This is a genomic window from Pseudomonas sp. CP4 (genome assembly GCF_047758505.1).
In the GTDB taxonomy this organism is placed as follows: Bacteria; Pseudomonadota; Gammaproteobacteria; order Pseudomonadales; family Pseudomonadaceae; genus Aquipseudomonas; species Aquipseudomonas fluorescens_AO.
In genome coordinates, this window is the sequence record NZ_CP180489.1 from 1,205,552 (window position 1) to 1,224,048 (window position 18,497).

Below are 18,497 nucleotides of genomic sequence, written 5' to 3' on the forward strand. Positions count from 1 at the left end.
AAGGACGGCATCAAGGCGTAGACATACGGCCATCACAGACGGGCTACCAAACCCGATCACTGCTTTGTGTCAGTGACCGAGAAACGATATAGCCAACCTCACGGCGCGTAAGCCGGCGGATTCTGGCGTACGCGTAGGCAACGGCGCAAGGAGTTGTAGCCGGGATGGCGTAACGGATCGTGTAGTTTAAACGTTGGTATTTGATGATGTTTAAGGGCAGGGATGGCCTCTGACAGGCTTGTAGTTTGATGTCGTCTGGAAGAGCGCTTTCGCGAGCAGGCTCGCTCCCACATTTGGACCGAGTACGTCAGTGAGGGATTGGTCGACTGTGAGGCCACCATCGCTGGCAAGCCAGCTCCCACAGGGATTTGGTCCAAACGGTAGAGATTGGGCGACTGGGAGGTCGCCATCGCTGGCAAGCCAGTTCCCACAGGGATTTGGTCCAAACGGTAGAGATTGGTCGACTGGGAGACCGCCATCGCTGGCAAGCCAGCTCCCACAGGGATTTGGTCCAAACGGCAGAGATTGGGCGACTGGGAGGTCGCCATCGCTGGCAAGCCAGTTCCCACAGGGATTTGGTCCAAACGGCAGAGATTGGGCGACTGGGAGGCCGCCATCGCGAGCAGGCTCACTCCTACAAGGGGCGCGGTGTACATCAGGAAAAATCAGGTCGGCTGTCAGGCCGCCTTCGCCAGCAGGCTCGCTCCCACAGAAAAGCAAAGCAGCGCAGCTGCCCGCGGCAAAGCCGCCCCACTCAACAATGAGCGCAAGCTCGAGTGCTTTTGATCCACCGGCGACGTCGGAAGGCTGAGTGGAGGGATTGATCCGGGGGTGGGAGCGCAGCGACCGTCTGGCGCAGCCAGACACAGCGGAAGGAGGTGCAGCGAAGCAAACCGGAGCCGCTGCGCCCGGATCGATCCCGCAGCGAAGGGACCCGAGCCTGCGAGGGCCGAACGCAGGAGCTAGCGTTTTTTGCTTACTTTTTTTGGCGCTTGTAAAAAAGTAAGTCGCCGTCAGGCGAAACCGCCAGCCGCAGCGCCCGAAGCAACGGATATGCCCCCAGGAGCAAGATCAACAGCTACCCCAACCCTCTCCCCCCAAGGGGGCGAGGGGGAAAGGGAGCGGATCTCCATGGAGAACAGAATCTCGGTCAACCCTTGAGAAACTCGGATACTTTCTGCGCGGCGCTGGCCAAATGCTGTTCATGCGTAAACCCAGAAACCTTCAGCGGCTTCAAATCATGATCCCCTGCCGCCAGCCAAGTCACCTCAATACTCGGTGACAAGCTGTAAGCCGCAACCGCCTCGCGATTCCCCAGAGCATCCCGCTCCCCCTGCACTATCAACGCCCGCGTACGCAACGAAGCCAAATGCTCAACCCGCGGCTTCTCCGGCTTCCCAGCCGCATAAAACGGATACCCCAGACACACCAACGCATCAACACCCAACTCATCCGCCACCAGACTCGCCATCCGCCCGCCCATCGATTTCCCGCCAACCGCCAAAACCCCAGCGACATGACGCCGCACAACCGCAAACACCTCCCGCCAGCACTCCAACAGTTTCGCCGCAGGATTCGGCGGCCGCTTCACCCCATCCACCCGCCGCTGCGCCATATAGGGAAACTCAAACCGCAACACGTTGACCCCAAGCCCGGCAAGACGCCCAGCCATGTCGTTCATCCAGTCGCTATCCATCGGCGCCCCCGCCCCGTGGGCCAGGATCAAAGTCGCCGAAGCCTCACCAACAGCGGCATCCCAAAGCCACCCATGATCGCGCACACACTGCGCCCATTGATCCCCGTCAATACTGGCCTTGTGCTGTTTGTCCATGCTTGCCTCGCTTTTAGTCTGCCTATAACTCCAGGCGAAGGATTCGCGCCGTTTGCGCGCTCACTTCGGCTGAACCGTGGATGGGGAACCATGAACACTTCTATCAGTACCGCCTACAACTACAAGGTGGTCCGCCAATTCGCCATTATGACGGTGGTGTGGGGCATCGTCGGCATGGGCCTCGGGGTTTTTCTCGCGGCGCAATTGGTCTGGCCGGAACTCAACTTCAATCTGCCCTGGACCAGTTTCGGCCGTCTGCGCCCGCTGCACACCAACGCGGTGATCTTCGCCTTCGGTGGCTGTGCATTGTTCGCCAGTTCGTTCTACTCGGTGCAACGCACCTGCCAGACGCAACTGTTTGCACCGAAAATCGCCGCGTTCTGCTTCTGGGGCTGGCAACTGGTGATCCTGCTGGCGGCGATCAGCCTGCCGCTGGGTTACACCAGCTCCAAGGAATACGCCGAGCTGGAATGGCCGATCGACATTCTGATCACCATCGTCTGGGTTGCCTACGCGATCGTGTTTTTCGGCACGATCATGCAGCGCAAGACCAAACACATTTATGTCGGCAACTGGTTCTTCGGCGGTTTCATCATCACCGTGGCGATCCTGCACATCGTCAACAACCTTGAGCTGCCGGTAAGTTTCACCAAGTCCTATTCGCTGTACGCCGGTGCAACCGACGCGATGGTGCAGTGGTGGTACGGCCACAACGCCGTGGGCTTTTTCCTCACCGCCGGCTTCCTCGGCATGATGTATTACTTCGTGCCGAAACAGGCCGAGCGTCCGGTGTATTCGTATCGCCTGTCGATCGTGCACTTCTGGGCCTTGATCACCCTGTACATCTGGGCCGGCCCGCACCACTTGCACTACACCGCGCTGCCGGACTGGGCGCAATCGCTGGGCATGGTGATGTCGCTGATTCTGCTGGCACCGAGCTGGGGCGGCATGATCAACGGCATGATGACCCTGTCGGGCGCTTGGCATAAGTTGCGCAGCGACCCGATCCTGCGCTTCCTCGTGGTGTCGCTGGCGTTCTACGGCATGTCGACGTTCGAAGGGCCGATGATGGCCATCAAGACTGTCAACGCCCTCTCCCACTACACCGACTGGACCATCGGCCACGTTCACGCCGGCGCGCTCGGCTGGGTGGCAATGATATCGATCGGCGCGCTGTACCACATGATCCCGAAAATCTTCGGCAAGGCGCAGATGCACAGCGTCGGCCTGATCAACGCGCATTTCTGGCTGGCGACCATCGGCACCGTGCTCTACATCGCCTCGATGTGGGTCAACGGCATCGCCCAGGGCCTGATGTGGCGCGCGGTCAACGAGGACGGCACGCTGACCTATTCCTTCGTCGAAACCCTGGTGGCCAGCCATCCGGGATTTGTCGTGCGGCTGATCGGCGGGGCGATTTTCTTAAGCGGCATGTTGCTGATGGCTTACAACACCTGGCGCACCGTGCGGGCCTCGCAGCCTGCTGATGTCGTTGCTGCCGCGCAGATGGCCTGAGGAGTCCGCCATGAAACACGAAACGATTGAAAAGAACGTCGGCCTGCTGATGCTGCTGATGGTGTTCGCCGTGAGCATCGGCGGCCTGACCCAGATCGTCCCGCTGTTCTTCCAGGACGTCACCAACAAACCGGTGGAAGGCATGAAGCCCTACACCGCGCTGCAACTGGAAGGCCGCGACATCTATATCCGCGAAGGCTGCGTCGGTTGCCATTCGCAGATGATCCGCCCGTTCCGCGCCGAAACCGAACGCTACGGGCACTACTCGGTGGCCGGTGAAAGCGTCTGGGATCACCCGTTCCTGTGGGGTTCGAAACGCACCGGGCCGGACCTCGCCCGGGTTGGTGCGCGCTACTCGGATGACTGGCACCGCGCGCATTTGTACAACCCGCGCAACGTCGTGCCGGAATCGAAGATGCCGGCCTATCCGTGGCTGGTCACCCAAGCGGTCGACAGCAGCCACACCGAAACCAAGCTGAAAACCATGCGCACCCTCGGCGTGCCGTACACCGATGACGACATCAGCGGCGCGGTCGCCAGCCTCAAGGGCAAGACCGAAATGGACGCCCTCGTTTCCTACCTGCAAGTGCTCGGCACTGCAATCAAGAGCAAGAGGTAAGTCATGGTCATTGAAATGAGTGCAGGCCTGATTCGCGGCCTCGGCACGGTCGTGGTGTTCGTCGCCTTCGTCGGCCTGACCTTGTGGGTGTTCAACCGCAAGCGCACCCCGGAATTCGCCGAAGCACGGCTGCTGCCCTTCGCCGACGAACCACTACCCGAAACAATTTCAGCCCCTGAAACAAGGAGTACCCGGCCATGACCACCTTCTGGAGTACGTGGATCTGCGTACTGACCATTGGCAGCCTGATCGGCCTGACCTGGCTGCTGATCGGCACCCGCCGGGGCGAGACCAAGGGCAGCGTCGACCAGACCATGGGCCACAGCTTCGACGGCATCGAGGAGTACGACAACCCGCTGCCGCAGTGGTGGTTCATGCTGTTCGCCGGCACGCTGGTGTTCTCGGTGGGTTATCTGATTCTGTATCCGGGCCTGGGCAACTGGAAAGGCATCTTGCCCGGTTACGAGGATGGCTGGACCGGCGTGCACGAATGGGAAAAGGAAATGAACAAGGCTGACGCCCGGTTCGGTCCGATCTTCGCCAAATTCGCGGCGATGCCGCTGGAAGAAGTGGCCAAGGATCCACAGGCGCTGAAAATGGGTGGTCGTCTGTTCGCCTCCAATTGCTCGGTGTGCCATGGCTCGGATGCCAAGGGCGCGTTCGGCTTCCCTAATCTCGCCGACAGCGACTGGCGCTGGGGTGGCGATGCCGAGACGATCAAGGCCACCATCATGGGCGGCCGCATGGCGGCGATGCCGGCCTGGGGCGAAGTGCTCGGTGAGGCCGGGGTGAAAAACGTTGCCGCGTATGTGCGCCACGAACTCGCCGGCCTGCCGCTACCCGCCGACAGCAAGGCAGATCTGCAAGCCGGGCAGCAGGCGTTCAGCACTACTTGCGTTGCCTGTCATGGCGCCAGCGGCCAAGGCACTGCAGCGATGGGCGCGCCAAACCTGACTCATCCGGCCGGCTTCATTTATGGCACCAGTCTTACCCAGCTTGAGCAGACCATTCGCCATGGTCGCCAAGGGCACATGCCAGCGCAGAACGAGATGTTGGGCAACGATAAAGTGCAATTGCTTGCAGCTTATGTGTACAGCTTGAGCAACAGTTTGAATACAGAAAAACTTGCAACTGAAGACACAGCCAAATAAATCTTGCGCACATAACTGCCGCGACTTTCTCGTCGCGGCAGTTTCCCGCCCCCTTGCGACGCATTGTCGCACCCCTTGCCACCTCACCTTTCGGTTCGCCTGATTCGGGTCTACGCTTGTTCGAAAGCGGACCGGTGCGTGACGGTTTCCGATGACTCTCAAGCGATGCGTCCGATAAACCGGCCGATGGATTTGCCGCAAAGGCAGGCAGTTAACGGCTGTTACGCCGATTGCCTTGTGAAACCCGATCAAGACCTGTCAGCGGGCATCGTTGACGGCGATCCGGACCCGGAGTTTTTTTCACTCACGGCGACATTTTGTCAGAGGCCATTTTTGACCCTACGCGGCGCATGGAAAGGCCGCAGAATCAGCGTTGGAAAGCATTGACCCAGGTCATGGCGCGTTGCAATGACCCCCTGCTTTATACATACTTGCGGCCGATTTTATCCCTATAAAAATACCCAAACCGTGGAACCTTAGAATGAGCACAGCAATCAGTCCGACTGCTTATAACTATAAGGTAGTCCGCCAGTTCGCCATCATGACGGTGGTCTGGGGGATCCTTGGCATGGGGCTCGGTGTCTTCATCGCCTCGCAACTGGTCTGGCCGGAACTGAACTTCGGTCTGCCGTGGACGAGCTTTGGACGCTTGCGCCCGTTGCACACAAACCTGGTGATTTTCGCCTTCGGCGGTTGTGCACTGTTTGCCACTTCCTACTATGTCGTGCAGCGAACCTGCCAGACGCGACTGATTTCCGACAGCCTCGCGGCCTTCACCTTCTGGGGCTGGCAAGCGGTCATCGTCGGCGCCATCGTTACGTTGCCGCTGGGTTACACCACCACCAAGGAATACGCCGAGCTGGAATGGCCGATCGCGATCTTGCTGGCGATTGTCTGGGTCACCTACGGTCTGGTGTTCTTCGGCACCATCACCAAGCGCAAAACCAAACACATCTATGTCGGCAACTGGTTCTACGGTGCGTTCATCGTCGTCACCGCGATGCTGCATATCGTCAACCACATGTCGCTGCCGGTCAGCCTGTTCAAGTCTTATTCGGCTTACTCCGGTGCCACTGACGCGATGATCCAGTGGTGGTACGGCCACAACGCCGTGGGTTTCTTCCTGACCACCGGTTTCCTCGGGATGATGTACTACTTCGTGCCGAAACAGGCCGAACGCCCGATCTACTCCTATCGTCTGTCGATCGTGCACTTCTGGGCGCTGATCACCCTGTACATCTGGGCCGGCCCGCACCACCTGCACTACACCGCCCTGCCGGACTGGGCACAATCGCTGGGCATGGCGATGTCGATCATTCTGTTGGCGCCAAGCTGGGGCGGCATGATCAACGGCATGATGACCCTGTCGGGCGCCTGGCATAAATTGCGCACCGACCCGATTCTGCGCTTCCTCGTGGTGTCGCTGGCGTTCTACGGCATGTCGACCTTCGAAGGGCCGATGATGGCAATCAAGACCGTCAACTCGCTCTCGCACTACACCGACTGGACCATCGGCCACGTCCACGCTGGCGCCCTCGGCTGGGTGGCGATGATCTCGATCGGCGCGATCTACCACATGATTCCGAAACTGTTTGGCCGGGCGCAGATGCACAGCACCGGGCTGATCAATGCGCACTTCTGGCTTGCCACTATCGGCACCGTGCTCTACATCGCCTCGATGTGGGTCAACGGCATCACCCAGGGCCTGATGTGGCGGGCAATCAACGATGACGGCACCCTCACCTACTCGTTCGTCGAAGCGCTGCAGGCCAGCCACCCGGGCTTCATCGTCCGCGCGCTGGGCGGTGCTTTCTTTGCCAGCGGCATGCTGCTGATGGCTTACAACGTGTACCGCACCGTACGTGCGTCGGATCCGGTTGAAGCCGAAGCCGCCGCCAAGATTGCCGTCGTTGGAGCTCACTGATGAAGCATGAAGCTGTCGAGAAGAATATTGGCCTGCTGGCCTTCTTCATGGTCATCGCCGTCAGTGTGGGCGGCCTGACCCAAATCGTTCCGCTGTTCTTCCAGGACGTCACCAACAAGCCGGTCGAGGGCATGAAGCCCCGCTCGGCGCTGGAACTGGAAGGCCGCGACGTGTACATCGCCAACGGTTGTGTCGGCTGCCACTCGCAGATGATCCGCCCGTTCCGCGCTGAAACCGAACGCTATGGCCACTATTCGGTTGCCGGTGAAAGCGTCTGGGACCACCCGTTCCTGTGGGGATCCAAACGTACCGGGCCGGACCTGGCCCGCGTGGGCGGTCGTTACTCCGATGACTGGCAACGTGCGCACTTGTACAACCCGCGCAACGTGGTCCCCGAGTCGAAAATGCCGGCTTACCCGTTCCTCGTGGAAAACAAGCTCGACGGCAAGGAAACCGCGAAAAAAATGGAAGTCTTGCGCACCCTCGGCGTGCCGTACACCGACGAAGACATCGCCGGTGCACAGGATGCCGTGAAGGGCAAAACCGAAATGGACGCGCTGGTGGCCTATCTGCAAGGCCTGGGCACCATCATCAAAAGCAAACGGTGAATCTGATGGATATCGGGATGATTCGAGGCCTGGGCACCGTGGTCGTGATGGTGGCCTTCATTGGTCTGGCCTTGTGGGTGTTCAGCCCCAAGCGCAAGTCGGAATTCGACGACGCGACCATGCTGCCTTTTGCCGATGATCCCGAAGCCATCAAGCACGTCGAGCAAGCTTCTAGGAGTAACAAAGAATGACTACATTCTGGAGTCTGTACGTCACAGTCCTCAGTCTCGGTACGATCTTCGCCCTGACCTGGCTGCTGCTGTCGACCCGCAAGGGCCAGCGCAGCGAACAGACGGACGAGACGGTCGGCCACTCCTTCGACGGGATCGAGGAGTACGACAACCCACTGCCGAAATGGTGGTTCATGCTGTTCGTCGGCACCATCGTGTTCGCCCTGGGTTACCTGGTGCTGTACCCGGGTCTGGGCAACTGGAAAGGTCTGCTGCCGGGCTACAATTATCTGGATACCGAGAAGCAGACCGCGTTCGCCAACGGCCAGACCGGCTGGACCGGCGTCCACGAGTGGGAAAAGGAAATGGCCCGTTCCGACGCTCGCTTCGGTCCGATTTTCGCCAAGTTCGCGGCGATGCCGATCGAAGAAGTCGCCAAGGATCCGCAAGCACTGAAGATGGGTGGCCGTCTGTTCGCGTCCAACTGCTCGGTGTGCCACGGTTCCGACGCCAAGGGTGCCTATGGCTTCCCCAACCTGACCGACGCCGACTGGCGCTGGGGCGGCGAGCCGGAAACCATCAAGACCACCATCATGGGCGGCCGCCACGCGGTGATGCCGGCGTGGGCTGAAGTGATCGGTGAGCAAGGCGTGGCTGACGTAGCCGCCTTCGTGGTGACCAATCTCGACGGGCGCAAGCTGCCGGAAGGCGCCAAGGCCGACCCGGCCAATGGCCAGAAACTCTTCGCCGCCAACTGCGTGGCTTGCCACGGCCCTGCCGGCAAAGGAACGCCGGCCATGGGCGCGCCTGACCTGACCCATCCGGGCGCGTTCATCTACGGCTCGAGCTTCGCGCAACTGCAGCAGACCATCCGCTACGGCCGTCAGGGCCAGATGCCAGCGCAGGAACAACTGCAGGGCAATGACAAGGTGCACCTGCTGGCGGCGTATGTTTACAGCTTGTCACATGGTGAAAAAGCAGCGGAAGCGCAGGCCGAGTAACGCCAACGCTTGAAGCGTAAAAGGCCCCGCCAATGAGATTGGCGGGGCCTTTTTTCATGCCGGCATTCATGATTCGAAACGTTTGTTCAATGGACCTGAGCTGCGATGCCCGGTAGGTTTTTTCGGCCCCGATAAGCCATATCGGGTCCACTTCAAGGATGAAGCCCTAATGTCGAAAGATGATCAACGCACGCAGCAGAATCAGCCTCACACCAGCTCTGCCCACAGGGCAAGGTTCGAACGAACCTCTGCCAAACCGTTACCTAAGGTTTCGCAGCAGACCATGAACAGCCCCGGTAACGGTGGCGGACTTGACGGCCTCGGCGGCGGTCGACTGCTCTGACAAGGGCGAACCCGAGCGCACCGTCATCACGCCTCGCAGCGTGGATCTTTGCTGATGTTTCTACTGGATACCCATGTAGTTTCCGAGCTGCGAAAAATTGCCGACTTCCAGCTCAGCGGCGTCCCTCTGATCAACCCATGGATCGCCGCGAATAACTGGTAGATAGACACCCCGCGCCCGATCATCGGCGGGGCGTTTTTCATGGGCGTTGGGCAAAGATTGAATGCACCGCCGTGGTGTCGATCAACGTCCGATTGCGCCACTGGTTGTTTTCCACCAGATAAACCTGCAGATGCTTGCGGTCCTCGGTGAAGCTAGCGGTCAGATAGGTCTGCTGAGAGGTACTGCCGCTCAGGTAAACAGGCACGTTCCCCTCCTGATACGCATCACCGCCATCCTTATGCAAATGGCCAGCAAAGATCGCCGTCACTTGATATTTGTTGACCATATCGCGGAAGCGTTTTTGTTGCGTATAGCTCCCCTTGTGGTCCAACGGTTTATGCATATTGATGATGATGGCGTAACCCGACGCTCGGGCCAGTCTCAGATCGGTCTCGAGCCAGTCAAGGGCATCATTGATTTCAAATGTCGTCGGATTCAATGGATGAGCAATCCGGGCGGTGTAGGTCGGCTCGTTGTTGAGCTGAACCATATGCACTTCGCCGATATTTTTCGAATAGGCGAGGCTTCCGGAATACGTCTTGCCCAGAAAGCCGCTGGCTATCTTCAGATCGAAGTTATCGACTTTACGCTCATGATGCTCCTTGAACTCGACGATACTCCCGGCAGCACAGCTATTGGTAAAGCAATCGTCGACGTTATTTTCATAATCGTGATTGCCCAGCCCATACAAATAATCACCAGCGAAATACTTGTTCAAAGTGGCCTTCATATAAGACCGCTGCCAACCGTGCCCAAAAGCGGTTATATCGCCATTGATCATCAAAGGAACCTGCGCTAGAGAGCCGTGTTGATTTCTGAATTCGGCAATGCTCGCGAGTTGGGTTTCAACCAGCCATTTCGAGCGTTCCTTGAAGTCTGAATCCGATTCGGGCTCGCGACTGTCGGTCTTGTCGGTCCACGGATACTGAGTATCCGAAGCAAATACCATGTGTTTCGGCATGTCAGTAGCAGCCTGAGCGGAAATAGCCGAAGCGACCAGGCAAGCACTGATAAAGAGGCTCATTAGATTATTCAAAGTCATGCTTTAAATTCCATTTAAGTTAACCGTCGATGCGCAAAATAATTTTCGCGAGAACAAAACTTATGCGAATACAGCGAAAACTTCAAAGCATTCACCAACAACAATCAAGTTTATATATTTCAGACCCGACGACTTACAACATGCGGCGCCATTGGAACCTGTTAGAACTTGTAATGGCAGTGATAACTAGCGCCGGATTATCATTCAACTTTGCGAAATCAAAGCCTGCGACTTGAACATGCGATTGAAAAGATGAACTAGCCGCTTCGGCAAAACCGTCCATACTCACTTAGTCAATTGATCTGCGTCAGGCTTTCGCGCAATCGCTACACCATCTGCATTTTTTACCCAACGCGACCAAAGGTCGCACCCTTGAGCCAGAGCGGCAGGCGTATCATCGCGCTACTGCAACAGCCCTTTTTGACTTCGGTTGGCACGTATCGACCGAGGCATTTTTCCACTGCCGTGGGATGCAATGATGAGCAATCAGATTCCGGTACACGACGTCACGCCGCCGAGCAAGAACGCGAACAACAGCGTCGACCTTTATGCCTCACGAGAAAAAATCTACACCCGTGCTTTCACCGGCCTGTTCCGCAATCTGCGGATGCTCGGCGGTGCGGCGTTGTTTCTGCTGTATTTCGGCACGGTGTGGCTGAACTGGGGCGGCCATCAGGCGGTGTGGTGGAACCTGCCGGAGCGCAAGTTCTTCATCTTTGGCGCGACTTTCTGGCCACAGGATTTCATCCTGCTCTCCGGTCTGTTGATCATTGCTGCATTCGGCCTGTTCTTCATCACCGTCTATGCCGGGCGCGTCTGGTGCGGTTACACCTGCCCGCAGAGCGTATGGACGTGGATTTTCATGTGGTGTGAAAAGGTCACCGAAGGCGACCGCAATCAGCGCATCAAGCTCGACAAGGCGCCGATGAGCGCCAACAAATTCCTGCGCAAACTGGCCAAGCACTCGTTGTGGCTGCTGATCGGTTTCGTCACCGGCATGACCTTTGTCGGCTACTTCTCGCCGATCCGCGACCTGGTCATCGAGTTCTTCACCGGCCAGGCTGATGGCTGGTCGTATTTCTGGGTCGGTTTTTTCACCCTCGCCACGTACGGCAATGCCGGCTGGTTGCGTGAGCAGGTGTGCATCTACATGTGCCCGTATGCGCGCTTCCAGAGCGTGATGTTCGACAAGGACACGCTGATCGTTTCCTACGACCCGCGCCGTGGCGAAAGCCGTGGGCCGCGCAAGAAAGGCATCGACTACAAGGCGCTGGGGCTGGGCGATTGCATCGACTGCACGATGTGCGTGCAGGTCTGCCCGACCGGCATCGACATCCGCGATGGCCTGCAGATCGAGTGCATCGGCTGCGCTGCGTGCATCGACGCTTGCGACAGCATCATGGACAAGATGGATTACCCGCGCGGGCTGATCAGCTACACCACCGAGCACAACCTCTCCGGGCAGAAAACCCATAAACTGCGTCCGCGCCTGATCGGTTACGCCGTGGTGCTGCTGGCAATGATCAGCCTGTTGGTCGCCGCGTTCTTCATGCGCTCGCTGGTCGGATTCGATGTCAGCAAGGACCGCGTGCTGTACCGCGAAAACGCTGAAGGGCGGATCGAAAACGTCTACAGCCTGAAGATCATGAACAAGGATCAGCGCGACCACACCTACCTGCTGCAAGCCGAGGGCCTGCCGGACCTGCGCCTGCAAGGCAAGCGCGAGATCAAGGTGGCCGCCGGCGATATCGTCAGCATGCCGGTCGAGTTGTCGAGCGCGCCGGAACAACTGCCATCGAGCACCAACGAGGTGAAATTCATCCTCAAGGATGCCGATGACGACAGCGTCCACGTTGAAGCCAAGAGCCGATTCATCGGCCCACAAATCCGTTGAGAGAATTTTGAACATGCCCGCTGCAAACGCCGCAAGTCCCTGGTACAAGCACCTCTGGCCGTGGATCATCATCGCCATCCTCGCCTGCTCGGTGGCCTTGACCCTGTCCATGGTGACCATCGCGGTGAACAACCCGGACAATCTGGTCAACGACAACTATTACGAAGCGGGCAAAGGCATCAACCGTTCACTGGATCGCGAGTTGCTGGCGCAGACCCTGAAACTGCGTGCGGCGGTGCATCTGGATGACGTGACCGGTGAAGTCGATCTGCGCTTGAACGGTGACAGCCAGCCGCAAACCCTGGAACTGAACCTGATCTCGCCGACCCAGCCGGAGAAGGATCGCAAGATCGTGCTGACCCGCAGCGCAAGCGAGAGCGGGCGCTACATCGGCCAGTTGGGTGACAAGGTTGAAGGTCGGCGGTTTGTCGAATTGCTTGGCAGCCAGGATGAGCACGTGTGGCGCATGTTTGAAGAAGAGCTGGTCAGCCATGACAAGGAACTGCTGCTGGGTGATGAGCCATTGCAGGGTGCGGAAGACCTGAAAAACTAAGCCTTTTACTCTGATCGTTCCCACGCTCTGCGTGGGAACGCAGCCAGGGACGCTCCGCGTCCCAGCCAAAGCGGACGCGGAGCGTCCGGGGAGGCATTCCCACGCGGAGCGTGGGAACGATCATCGGAACGCGCACCATGACCAGCCCAACCCCCTGCTACCACTGTGCCCTGCCCGTCCCGTCCGGCAGCCGCTTCACCGCCGTCGTCCTCGGGCAGGCCCGCGAGTTCTGCTGCCCTGGCTGTCAGGCCGTGGCCGAAGCCATCGTCGCCGGTGGTCTGGAAAGCTATTACCAGCATCGCAGTGAAGCCTCGGCCAACCCCGAAGCGCTGCCGGTGCAACTGAGCGATGAACTGGCGCTGTACGACCGCGCCGACGTGCAACAACCCTTCGTCCGCCACGAAGGCGACCTCGCTGAAACCACCTTGTTGATGGAAGGCATCAGTTGCGCCGCCTGCGGCTGGCTGATCGAGAAACACCTGCGCACCCTGCCCGCCGTCGCCGAAGCGCGGTTGAACCTGTCCAACCATCGCCTGCACGTACGCTGGGCCAACGCACAATTGCCGCTGAGCCAGATCCTCGCCGAACTACGCCACATCGGTTACGCCGCCCATCCGTACCAGTCCGACCGCGCCAGCGAACAGCTGGCCAGCGAGAATCGCCTGGCCCTGCGCCAGCTCGGCGTCGCCGGTCTGCTGTGGTTTCAGGCAATGATGGCGACCATGGCCACCTGGCCGGAATTCAACATCGACCTCAGTCCCGAGCTGCACACGATCCTGCGCTGGGTCGCGCTGTTTCTGACCACACCGATCGTGTTCTACAGCTGCGCGCCGTTCTTCAAAGGCGCGATGCGCGATTTGCGCACCCGCCACCTGACCATGGACGTGTCGGTATCGCTGGCGATCGGCAGCGCTTATATCGCCGGAATCTGGACGTCGATCACCGGCGTCGGCGAGCTGTACTTCGATGCGGTCGGCATGTTCGCGCTGTTTCTGCTCGCCGGGCGTTATCTGGAACGCCGCGCCCGCGAACGCACCGCTGCCGCCACTGCGCAACTGGTCAACCTGTTGCCGGCCTCGTGCCTGCGCCTGGATAGCGACGGTCAGAGCGAACGCATCCTGCTCAGCGAATTGCGCGTAGGCGAGCGGATTCTGGTGCAGCCGGGCTCGATTCTGCCGGCCGATGGCAAGATCATCGACGGCCAGTCGAGCATCGACGAATCGCTGCTGACCGGCGAATACCTGCCGCAGCCACGCACGCTCGGCGATGCGGTTACTGCGGGCACGCTTAACGTCGAAGGCGCATTGACCGTGGAGGTGCAGGCGCTGGGACAGGACACGCGTCTTTCCGCGATCGTGCGCCTGCTCGATCGCGCTCAGGCGGAGAAACCGCGTCTGGCGGAAATCGCCGACCGCGCCGCGCAATGGTTCCTCCTGCTGTCGCTGATTCCGGCAGCAGTGATCGGCCTGCTGTGGTGGCAACTGGATTCCTCTCGGGCGTTCTGGATCGTCCTCGCCATGCTGGTGGCGACCTGCCCGTGCGCGCTGTCATTGGCGACGCCGACCGCCCTCACCGCCGCCACCGGCACCCTGCACAAACTCGGGCTGCTGCTGACCCGTGGCCATGTGCTGGAAGGCTTGAACCAGATCGACACGGTGATTTTCGACAAGACCGGCACGCTCACTGAAGGCCGCTTGGTGCTGCGCTCGATTCGCCCGCTCGGCGCGCTCGACAGTGAGCAATGCCTGAGCCTCGCTGCTGCGCTGGAAAACCGTTCGGAGCACCCGATCGCCCGGGCGTTCGGCCGTGCGCCACTGGCCGCCGAGGACGTGCACAGTACACCGGGGCTGGGCCTGGAAGGCGTGGTCGGTGAGCAACGCTTGCGCATCGGTCAGGCCGAATTTGCCTGTGCCCTGAGCGACGCGGCGCTGCCGTCGCTGCCCGATGAAGCCGGGCAATGGCTGCTGCTCGCCGACAGCCACGGGCCGCTGGCGTGGCTGGTCCTCGATGATCACCTGCGTGACGACGCCCCCGCCCTGCTCGCGGCCTGCAAGGCGCGCGGCTGGCGCACGTTGTTGTTGTCCGGCGACAGTTCGCCGATGGTCGCCAGTGTCGCCGCCGAACTGGGCATCGACGAGGCCCGTGGCGGCTTGCGCCCCGATGACAAACTGCACGTGCTGCAACAACTGCACGAGGAAGGGCGCAAGGTGCTGATGCTCGGTGATGGCGTCAACGACGTGCCGGTATTGGCGGCGGCCGACATCAGCGTGGCCATGGGCTCGGCCACCGATCTGGCGAAAACCAGCGCCGATGCGGTGCTGCTGTCCAACCGCCTCGACGCCTTGGTGCAAGCCTTCACACTGGCGCGACGCACGCGCCGGGTAATCATCGAAAACCTGCTGTGGGCGGCGCTGTACAATGGCCTCATGTTGCCGTTCGCCGCCCTCGGCTGGATCACTCCGGTGTGGGCGGCGGTCGGTATGTCGATCAGTTCGCTGACCGTGGTGCTCAACGCCCTGCGCCTGACTCGCCTGCCGAGCGCGCCGGCCGCCGGCAGCCCGACCCAAACCCGCCCGCTGCCGGCCTGAGCCGCGCGGGCCTGGAGTTACCGATGCCAGCTCTCTACGTGATGATTCCCGCTGCCTTGCTCATCGTCGCCATCGCCGTGTACATCTTCTTCTGGGCGGTGGACAGCGGTCAGTACGATGACCTCGACGGCCCGGCGCACAGCATCCTGTTTGACGATCAGGATCCCAATCACACCGCTGCCGTGGACGAAGCCAACGCCGGCAAACCGGACGACAAGGCGCCGCCCCATGCTTGAACTGGCGCCTCTGCTGGTCTCGGCGCTGATCCTCGGCCTGCTCGGTGGCGGCCATTGTCTGGGCATGTGTGGCGGCCTGATGGGCGCGCTGACCCTGGCGATCCCCAAAGAGCAGCGCAGCCGGCGCTTTCGCCTGTTGCTGGCGTATAACCTCGGGCGGATTCTCAGTTATGCCACGGCGGGATTGCTCATCGGCCTCGCCGGATGGGCCGTCGCCAACAGTCCGGCGGCGCTGTTCATGCGCGTATTGGCCGGGTTACTGCTGATCGCCATGGGTTTGTATCTGGCCGGCTGGTGGAGCGGGCTGACCCGTATCGAAGCGCTCGGGCGTGGCTTGTGGCGTTTTATTCAACCGGTGGCGAATCGCTTGCTGCCGGTTTCCAGCCTGCCGCGCGCCTTGCTGCTCGGTGCGCTGTGGGGCTGGCTGCCGTGCGGACTGGTTTACAGCACGCTGTTGTGGAGCGCGAGCCAGGGCAATGCGCTGGACAGTGCATTGCTCATGCTCGCTTTTGGCCTCGGCACCTGGCCGGTACTGCTCGCCACCGGGCTGGCGGCTGAACGGGTCACGGCCATTTTGCGCAAACGCAGCGTGCGCATGGCGGGTGGCTTGCTGGTGATTCTGTTTGGCTTGTGGACCTTGCCCGGGCCGCATCAGCATTGGCTTATGGGCCATTAAACCAGCGGCGTGGCCTTCGCGAGCAAGCTCGCTCCCACAGGGGATTTGAGGCGTACACAAAATCTGTGGGAGCGAGCTTGCTCGCGAAGAGGCCCGCAGGATCAACACACCTCCTCCTGTTGATGCAAATCAACAGCCCCATCGCCGCCCCCCGATAGACTCGCCACACTGCCAGCCTATCCGGGGGAATGCCCGCATGCTCGACGCCATTCGTTGGGACTCTGATCTGATCCGCCGCTACGATCTGGCGGGGCCACGCTACACCTCATATCCGACGGCCGTGCAATTTCACGGTCAGGTCGGCACTTTCGACCTGTTCCATGCCCTGCGCGACAGCCGCAAGGCGCAGCGGCCGTTGTCGCTGTACGTGCATGTGCCGTTCTGCGCGAACATTTGCTACTACTGCGCCTGCAACAAGGTCATTACCAAGGATCGCGGGCGTGCGCAGCCGTATCTGCAACGGCTCGAGCAGGAAATCCAGTTGATCGCCTGCCACCTCGACCCGGCGCAAAAAGTCGAGCAACTGCATTTCGGTGGCGGCACACCGACCTTTCTCAGCCACGATGAATTGCGTCAGCTGATGGCGCACCTGCGCAAGCATTTCAATCTGCTCGATGACGATTCTGGTGACTACGGCATCGAAATCGACCCGCGCGAAGCCGACTGGTCGACCATGGGCCTGTTGCGCGAATTGGGATTCAACCGGGTCAGCATTGGCCTGCAAGACCTTGACCCGGCGGTGCAGCGCGCGGTCAATCGCCTGCAAAGCCTGGAAGAAACCCGCGCGGTGATCGATGCGGCGCGAACCCTGCAATTTCGCTCGATCAACATTGATCTGATCTACGGCCTGCCAAAGCAGACACCGGACAATTTCGCTCGCACCGTCGAGGAAGTGATCAGCCTGCAACCGGATCGTCTGTCGGTATTCAACTACGCGCACCTGCCGGAACGCTTCATGCCGCAACGGCGGATCAACAGCAGCGAACTGCCGAACCCGGTGCACAAGCTGGAAATGCTCCAGCGCACCATCGAGCAACTGACCGCTGCCGGTTACCGTTACATCGGCATGGACCACTTCGCCCTGCCCGATGACGAGTTGGCGATCGCTCAGGAAGAACACACCCTGCAACGCAACTTTCAGGGCTACACCACCCACGGTCACTGCGACCTGATTGGTCTGGGCGTGTCGGCGATCAGCCAGATCGGCGATTTGTACTGCCAGAACAGCAGCGACCTCACGGCTTATCAGAACAGCCTCGCCAGCGCGCAACTGGCGACCAGTCGCGGCCTGGTGTGCAACGCCGACGATCGCTTGCGCCGCGCGGTGATTCAGCAGCTGATCTGTAATTTCAAACTCGATTTCGCTGAAATCGAGCAGCAGTTCAACATCGATTTTCAGGGCTATTTCGGCGCGCTGTGGCCGCAACTGCAAGGCATGGCCGCGGATGGCCTGATCAAACTCGAGCGCGAGCGCATCGAGGTGTTGCCGGCGGGCCGATTACTGGTGCGTTCGGTATGCATGGTCTTCGATGCGTACCTTGAGCAGCAGAACCGCCAGCGTTTTTCCCGAGTGATTTAAGGTTTGTTCAGCAACGAGCCGACCTTGAAATTCTGCTCAGGAGTCAGCGCCGACTGGTTCATCACTTTCGACAAGGCGAGGTTGGCGGTGATCAGGCCACTGTTGAGCGCGGCGATGGCACCACGCAATGCGGCGAGCTTGTTGATCTTTTCTTCAGCGGAAAGCGTTCTGTCGGACATGACCGCCGCCATGCGCGCTTTCTTCTCGATGATCTCCTTCTGGATTTTTCGGATCATCTTCAGCAATTGCTGGATGTTCTCCGGCAAGCCGCTGTTATCGACGTCGCTGTTCTCGCCGCCGACAGCAGCGGATTTGGCGATGGCCGCGCCAGACAGCGACACTTTGACGCCCTCGACCAAGGTCGGGGTTGCCGTGTTCGACAAGTCGTCATCGCGGTTGATCGCAGCGTCGGTATTGTTGATCTCCGGCGCGGCAGCAACGCCGCTGCTACCGGGGCCTAGCGTGCCAATGGCGGTCATCGGGGCCTTCCCTGAATGGATGCTGATAGCTGTTTATCGGCCGCAGGTGCTGCGGCTTTATGTCTGTGGGACAACGCCGCCGCGTGCTGGCCTGAATGTCCTCGCGTGAGTTACCCTTACGGCTTA

Annotated in this window: 17 protein-coding genes; 14 read left to right on the forward strand and 3 right to left on the reverse strand. The window is 60.1% G+C overall.

The genetic code is table 11. The annotated features are described in order from the left end of the window. Positions 1-1,150 precede the first annotated feature (1,150 nt). The gene (locus ACMYUN_RS05235; RefSeq protein WP_415763154.1) at positions 1,151-1,831 is read right to left on the reverse strand and encodes an alpha/beta family hydrolase; all 681 of its coding nucleotides are present in this window, start codon (positions 1,829-1,831) and stop codon (positions 1,151-1,153) included. Between the two features lie 90 nt (positions 1,832-1,921). On the opposite strand from ACMYUN_RS05235, the gene ccoN (ACMYUN_RS05240) reads away from it, so the two are divergent. The 8 genes from ccoN (ACMYUN_RS05240) (at position 1,922) to ccoP (ACMYUN_RS05275) (ending at position 8,819) form a co-directional block, all read left to right on the forward strand. Continuing rightward, complete coding sequence (gene ccoN / locus ACMYUN_RS05240) at positions 1,922-3,346, forward strand: cytochrome-c oxidase, cbb3-type subunit I (RefSeq protein ID WP_415763155.1); 1,425 nt, start codon at positions 1,922-1,924, stop codon at positions 3,344-3,346. A 10-nt stretch (positions 3,347-3,356) separates the two neighbouring features. Next, positions 3,357-3,965 (forward strand): cytochrome-c oxidase, cbb3-type subunit II, encoded by a 609-nt coding sequence (ccoO, locus tag ACMYUN_RS05245; protein WP_003223389.1) that lies wholly within the window; start codon positions 3,357-3,359, stop codon positions 3,963-3,965. Between the two features lie 3 nt (positions 3,966-3,968). Beyond that, complete coding sequence (locus ACMYUN_RS05250) at positions 3,969-4,166, forward strand: cbb3-type cytochrome oxidase subunit 3 (protein ID WP_016773878.1); 198 nt, start codon at positions 3,969-3,971, stop codon at positions 4,164-4,166. Continuing rightward, entirely contained in the window at positions 4,163-5,116 is a 954-nt protein-coding gene (gene ccoP / locus ACMYUN_RS05255; RefSeq protein ID WP_129999172.1) for a cytochrome-c oxidase, cbb3-type subunit III, read from the forward strand. The genes ACMYUN_RS05250 and ccoP (ACMYUN_RS05255) overlap by 4 nt, the downstream gene beginning before the upstream one ends. Positions 5,117-5,597: 481 nt before the next feature. Then, complete coding sequence (ccoN, locus tag ACMYUN_RS05260) at positions 5,598-7,040, forward strand: cytochrome-c oxidase, cbb3-type subunit I (RefSeq protein WP_039763035.1); 1,443 nt, start codon at positions 5,598-5,600, stop codon at positions 7,038-7,040. Continuing rightward, entirely contained in the window at positions 7,040-7,648 is a 609-nt protein-coding gene (gene ccoO / locus ACMYUN_RS05265) for a cytochrome-c oxidase, cbb3-type subunit II (RefSeq protein ID WP_007917161.1), read from the forward strand. The genes ccoN (ACMYUN_RS05260) and ccoO (ACMYUN_RS05265) overlap by 1 nt, the downstream gene beginning before the upstream one ends. Positions 7,649-7,653: 5 nt before the next feature. After that, positions 7,654-7,839, forward strand: a complete 186-nt coding sequence (locus tag ACMYUN_RS05270) for a CcoQ/FixQ family Cbb3-type cytochrome c oxidase assembly chaperone (RefSeq protein WP_016775513.1) — start codon at positions 7,654-7,656, stop codon at positions 7,837-7,839. Continuing rightward, positions 7,836-8,819 carry a cytochrome-c oxidase, cbb3-type subunit III gene (gene ccoP / locus ACMYUN_RS05275; RefSeq protein WP_039763034.1) on the forward strand — a complete coding sequence of 328 codons (984 nt, stop codon included), beginning with the start codon at positions 7,836-7,838 and terminating at the stop codon, positions 8,817-8,819. The genes ACMYUN_RS05270 and ccoP (ACMYUN_RS05275) overlap by 4 nt, the downstream gene beginning before the upstream one ends. Before the next feature lie 542 nt (positions 8,820-9,361). Here ccoP (ACMYUN_RS05275) and ACMYUN_RS05280 read toward each other — a convergent pair. Next, positions 9,362-10,366, reverse strand: coding sequence for a metallophosphoesterase family protein (locus tag ACMYUN_RS05280; RefSeq protein ID WP_415763156.1), 1,005 nt, complete (start codon positions 10,364-10,366; stop codon positions 9,362-9,364). 478 nt (positions 10,367-10,844) lie between these two features. On the opposite strand from ACMYUN_RS05280, the gene ccoG reads away from it, so the two are divergent. The 6 genes from ccoG to hemN all read left to right on the forward strand — a co-directional run bounded on the left by ccoG (position 10,845) and on the right by hemN (position 17,892). Continuing rightward, positions 10,845-12,260 carry a cytochrome c oxidase accessory protein CcoG gene (ccoG, locus tag ACMYUN_RS05285; RefSeq protein ID WP_415763157.1) on the forward strand — a complete coding sequence of 472 codons (1,416 nt, stop codon included), beginning with the start codon at positions 10,845-10,847 and terminating at the stop codon, positions 12,258-12,260. Positions 12,261-12,273: 13 nt separating this feature from the next. Next, the gene (locus tag ACMYUN_RS05290) at positions 12,274-12,813 is read left to right on the forward strand and encodes a FixH family protein (protein ID WP_415763158.1); all 540 of its coding nucleotides are present in this window, start codon (positions 12,274-12,276) and stop codon (positions 12,811-12,813) included. A gap of 137 nt (positions 12,814-12,950) precedes the next feature. Further along, positions 12,951-15,401, forward strand: a complete 2,451-nt coding sequence (locus ACMYUN_RS05295) for a heavy metal translocating P-type ATPase (protein WP_415763159.1) — start codon at positions 12,951-12,953, stop codon at positions 15,399-15,401. A gap of 23 nt (positions 15,402-15,424) precedes the next feature. Next, positions 15,425-15,637, forward strand: coding sequence for a cbb3-type cytochrome oxidase assembly protein CcoS (gene ccoS, locus ACMYUN_RS05300; protein ID WP_039763029.1), 213 nt, complete (start codon positions 15,425-15,427; stop codon positions 15,635-15,637). After that, complete coding sequence (locus ACMYUN_RS05305) at positions 15,630-16,313, forward strand: sulfite exporter TauE/SafE family protein (RefSeq protein ID WP_041479091.1); 684 nt, start codon at positions 15,630-15,632, stop codon at positions 16,311-16,313. The genes ccoS and ACMYUN_RS05305 overlap by 8 nt, the downstream gene beginning before the upstream one ends. A gap of 196 nt (positions 16,314-16,509) precedes the next feature. Continuing rightward, positions 16,510-17,892: an oxygen-independent coproporphyrinogen III oxidase gene (gene hemN / locus ACMYUN_RS05310; RefSeq protein WP_415763160.1), complete on the forward strand. Its 1,383-nt coding sequence runs from the start codon at positions 16,510-16,512 to the stop codon at positions 17,890-17,892. Here the strand turns inward: hemN and ACMYUN_RS05315 are convergent. Then, positions 17,889-18,371 carry a hypothetical protein gene (locus ACMYUN_RS05315; protein ID WP_129999177.1) on the reverse strand — a complete coding sequence of 161 codons (483 nt, stop codon included), beginning with the start codon at positions 18,369-18,371 and terminating at the stop codon, positions 17,889-17,891. The genes hemN and ACMYUN_RS05315 overlap by 4 nt on opposite strands. Positions 18,372-18,497: the final 126 nt, after the last annotated feature.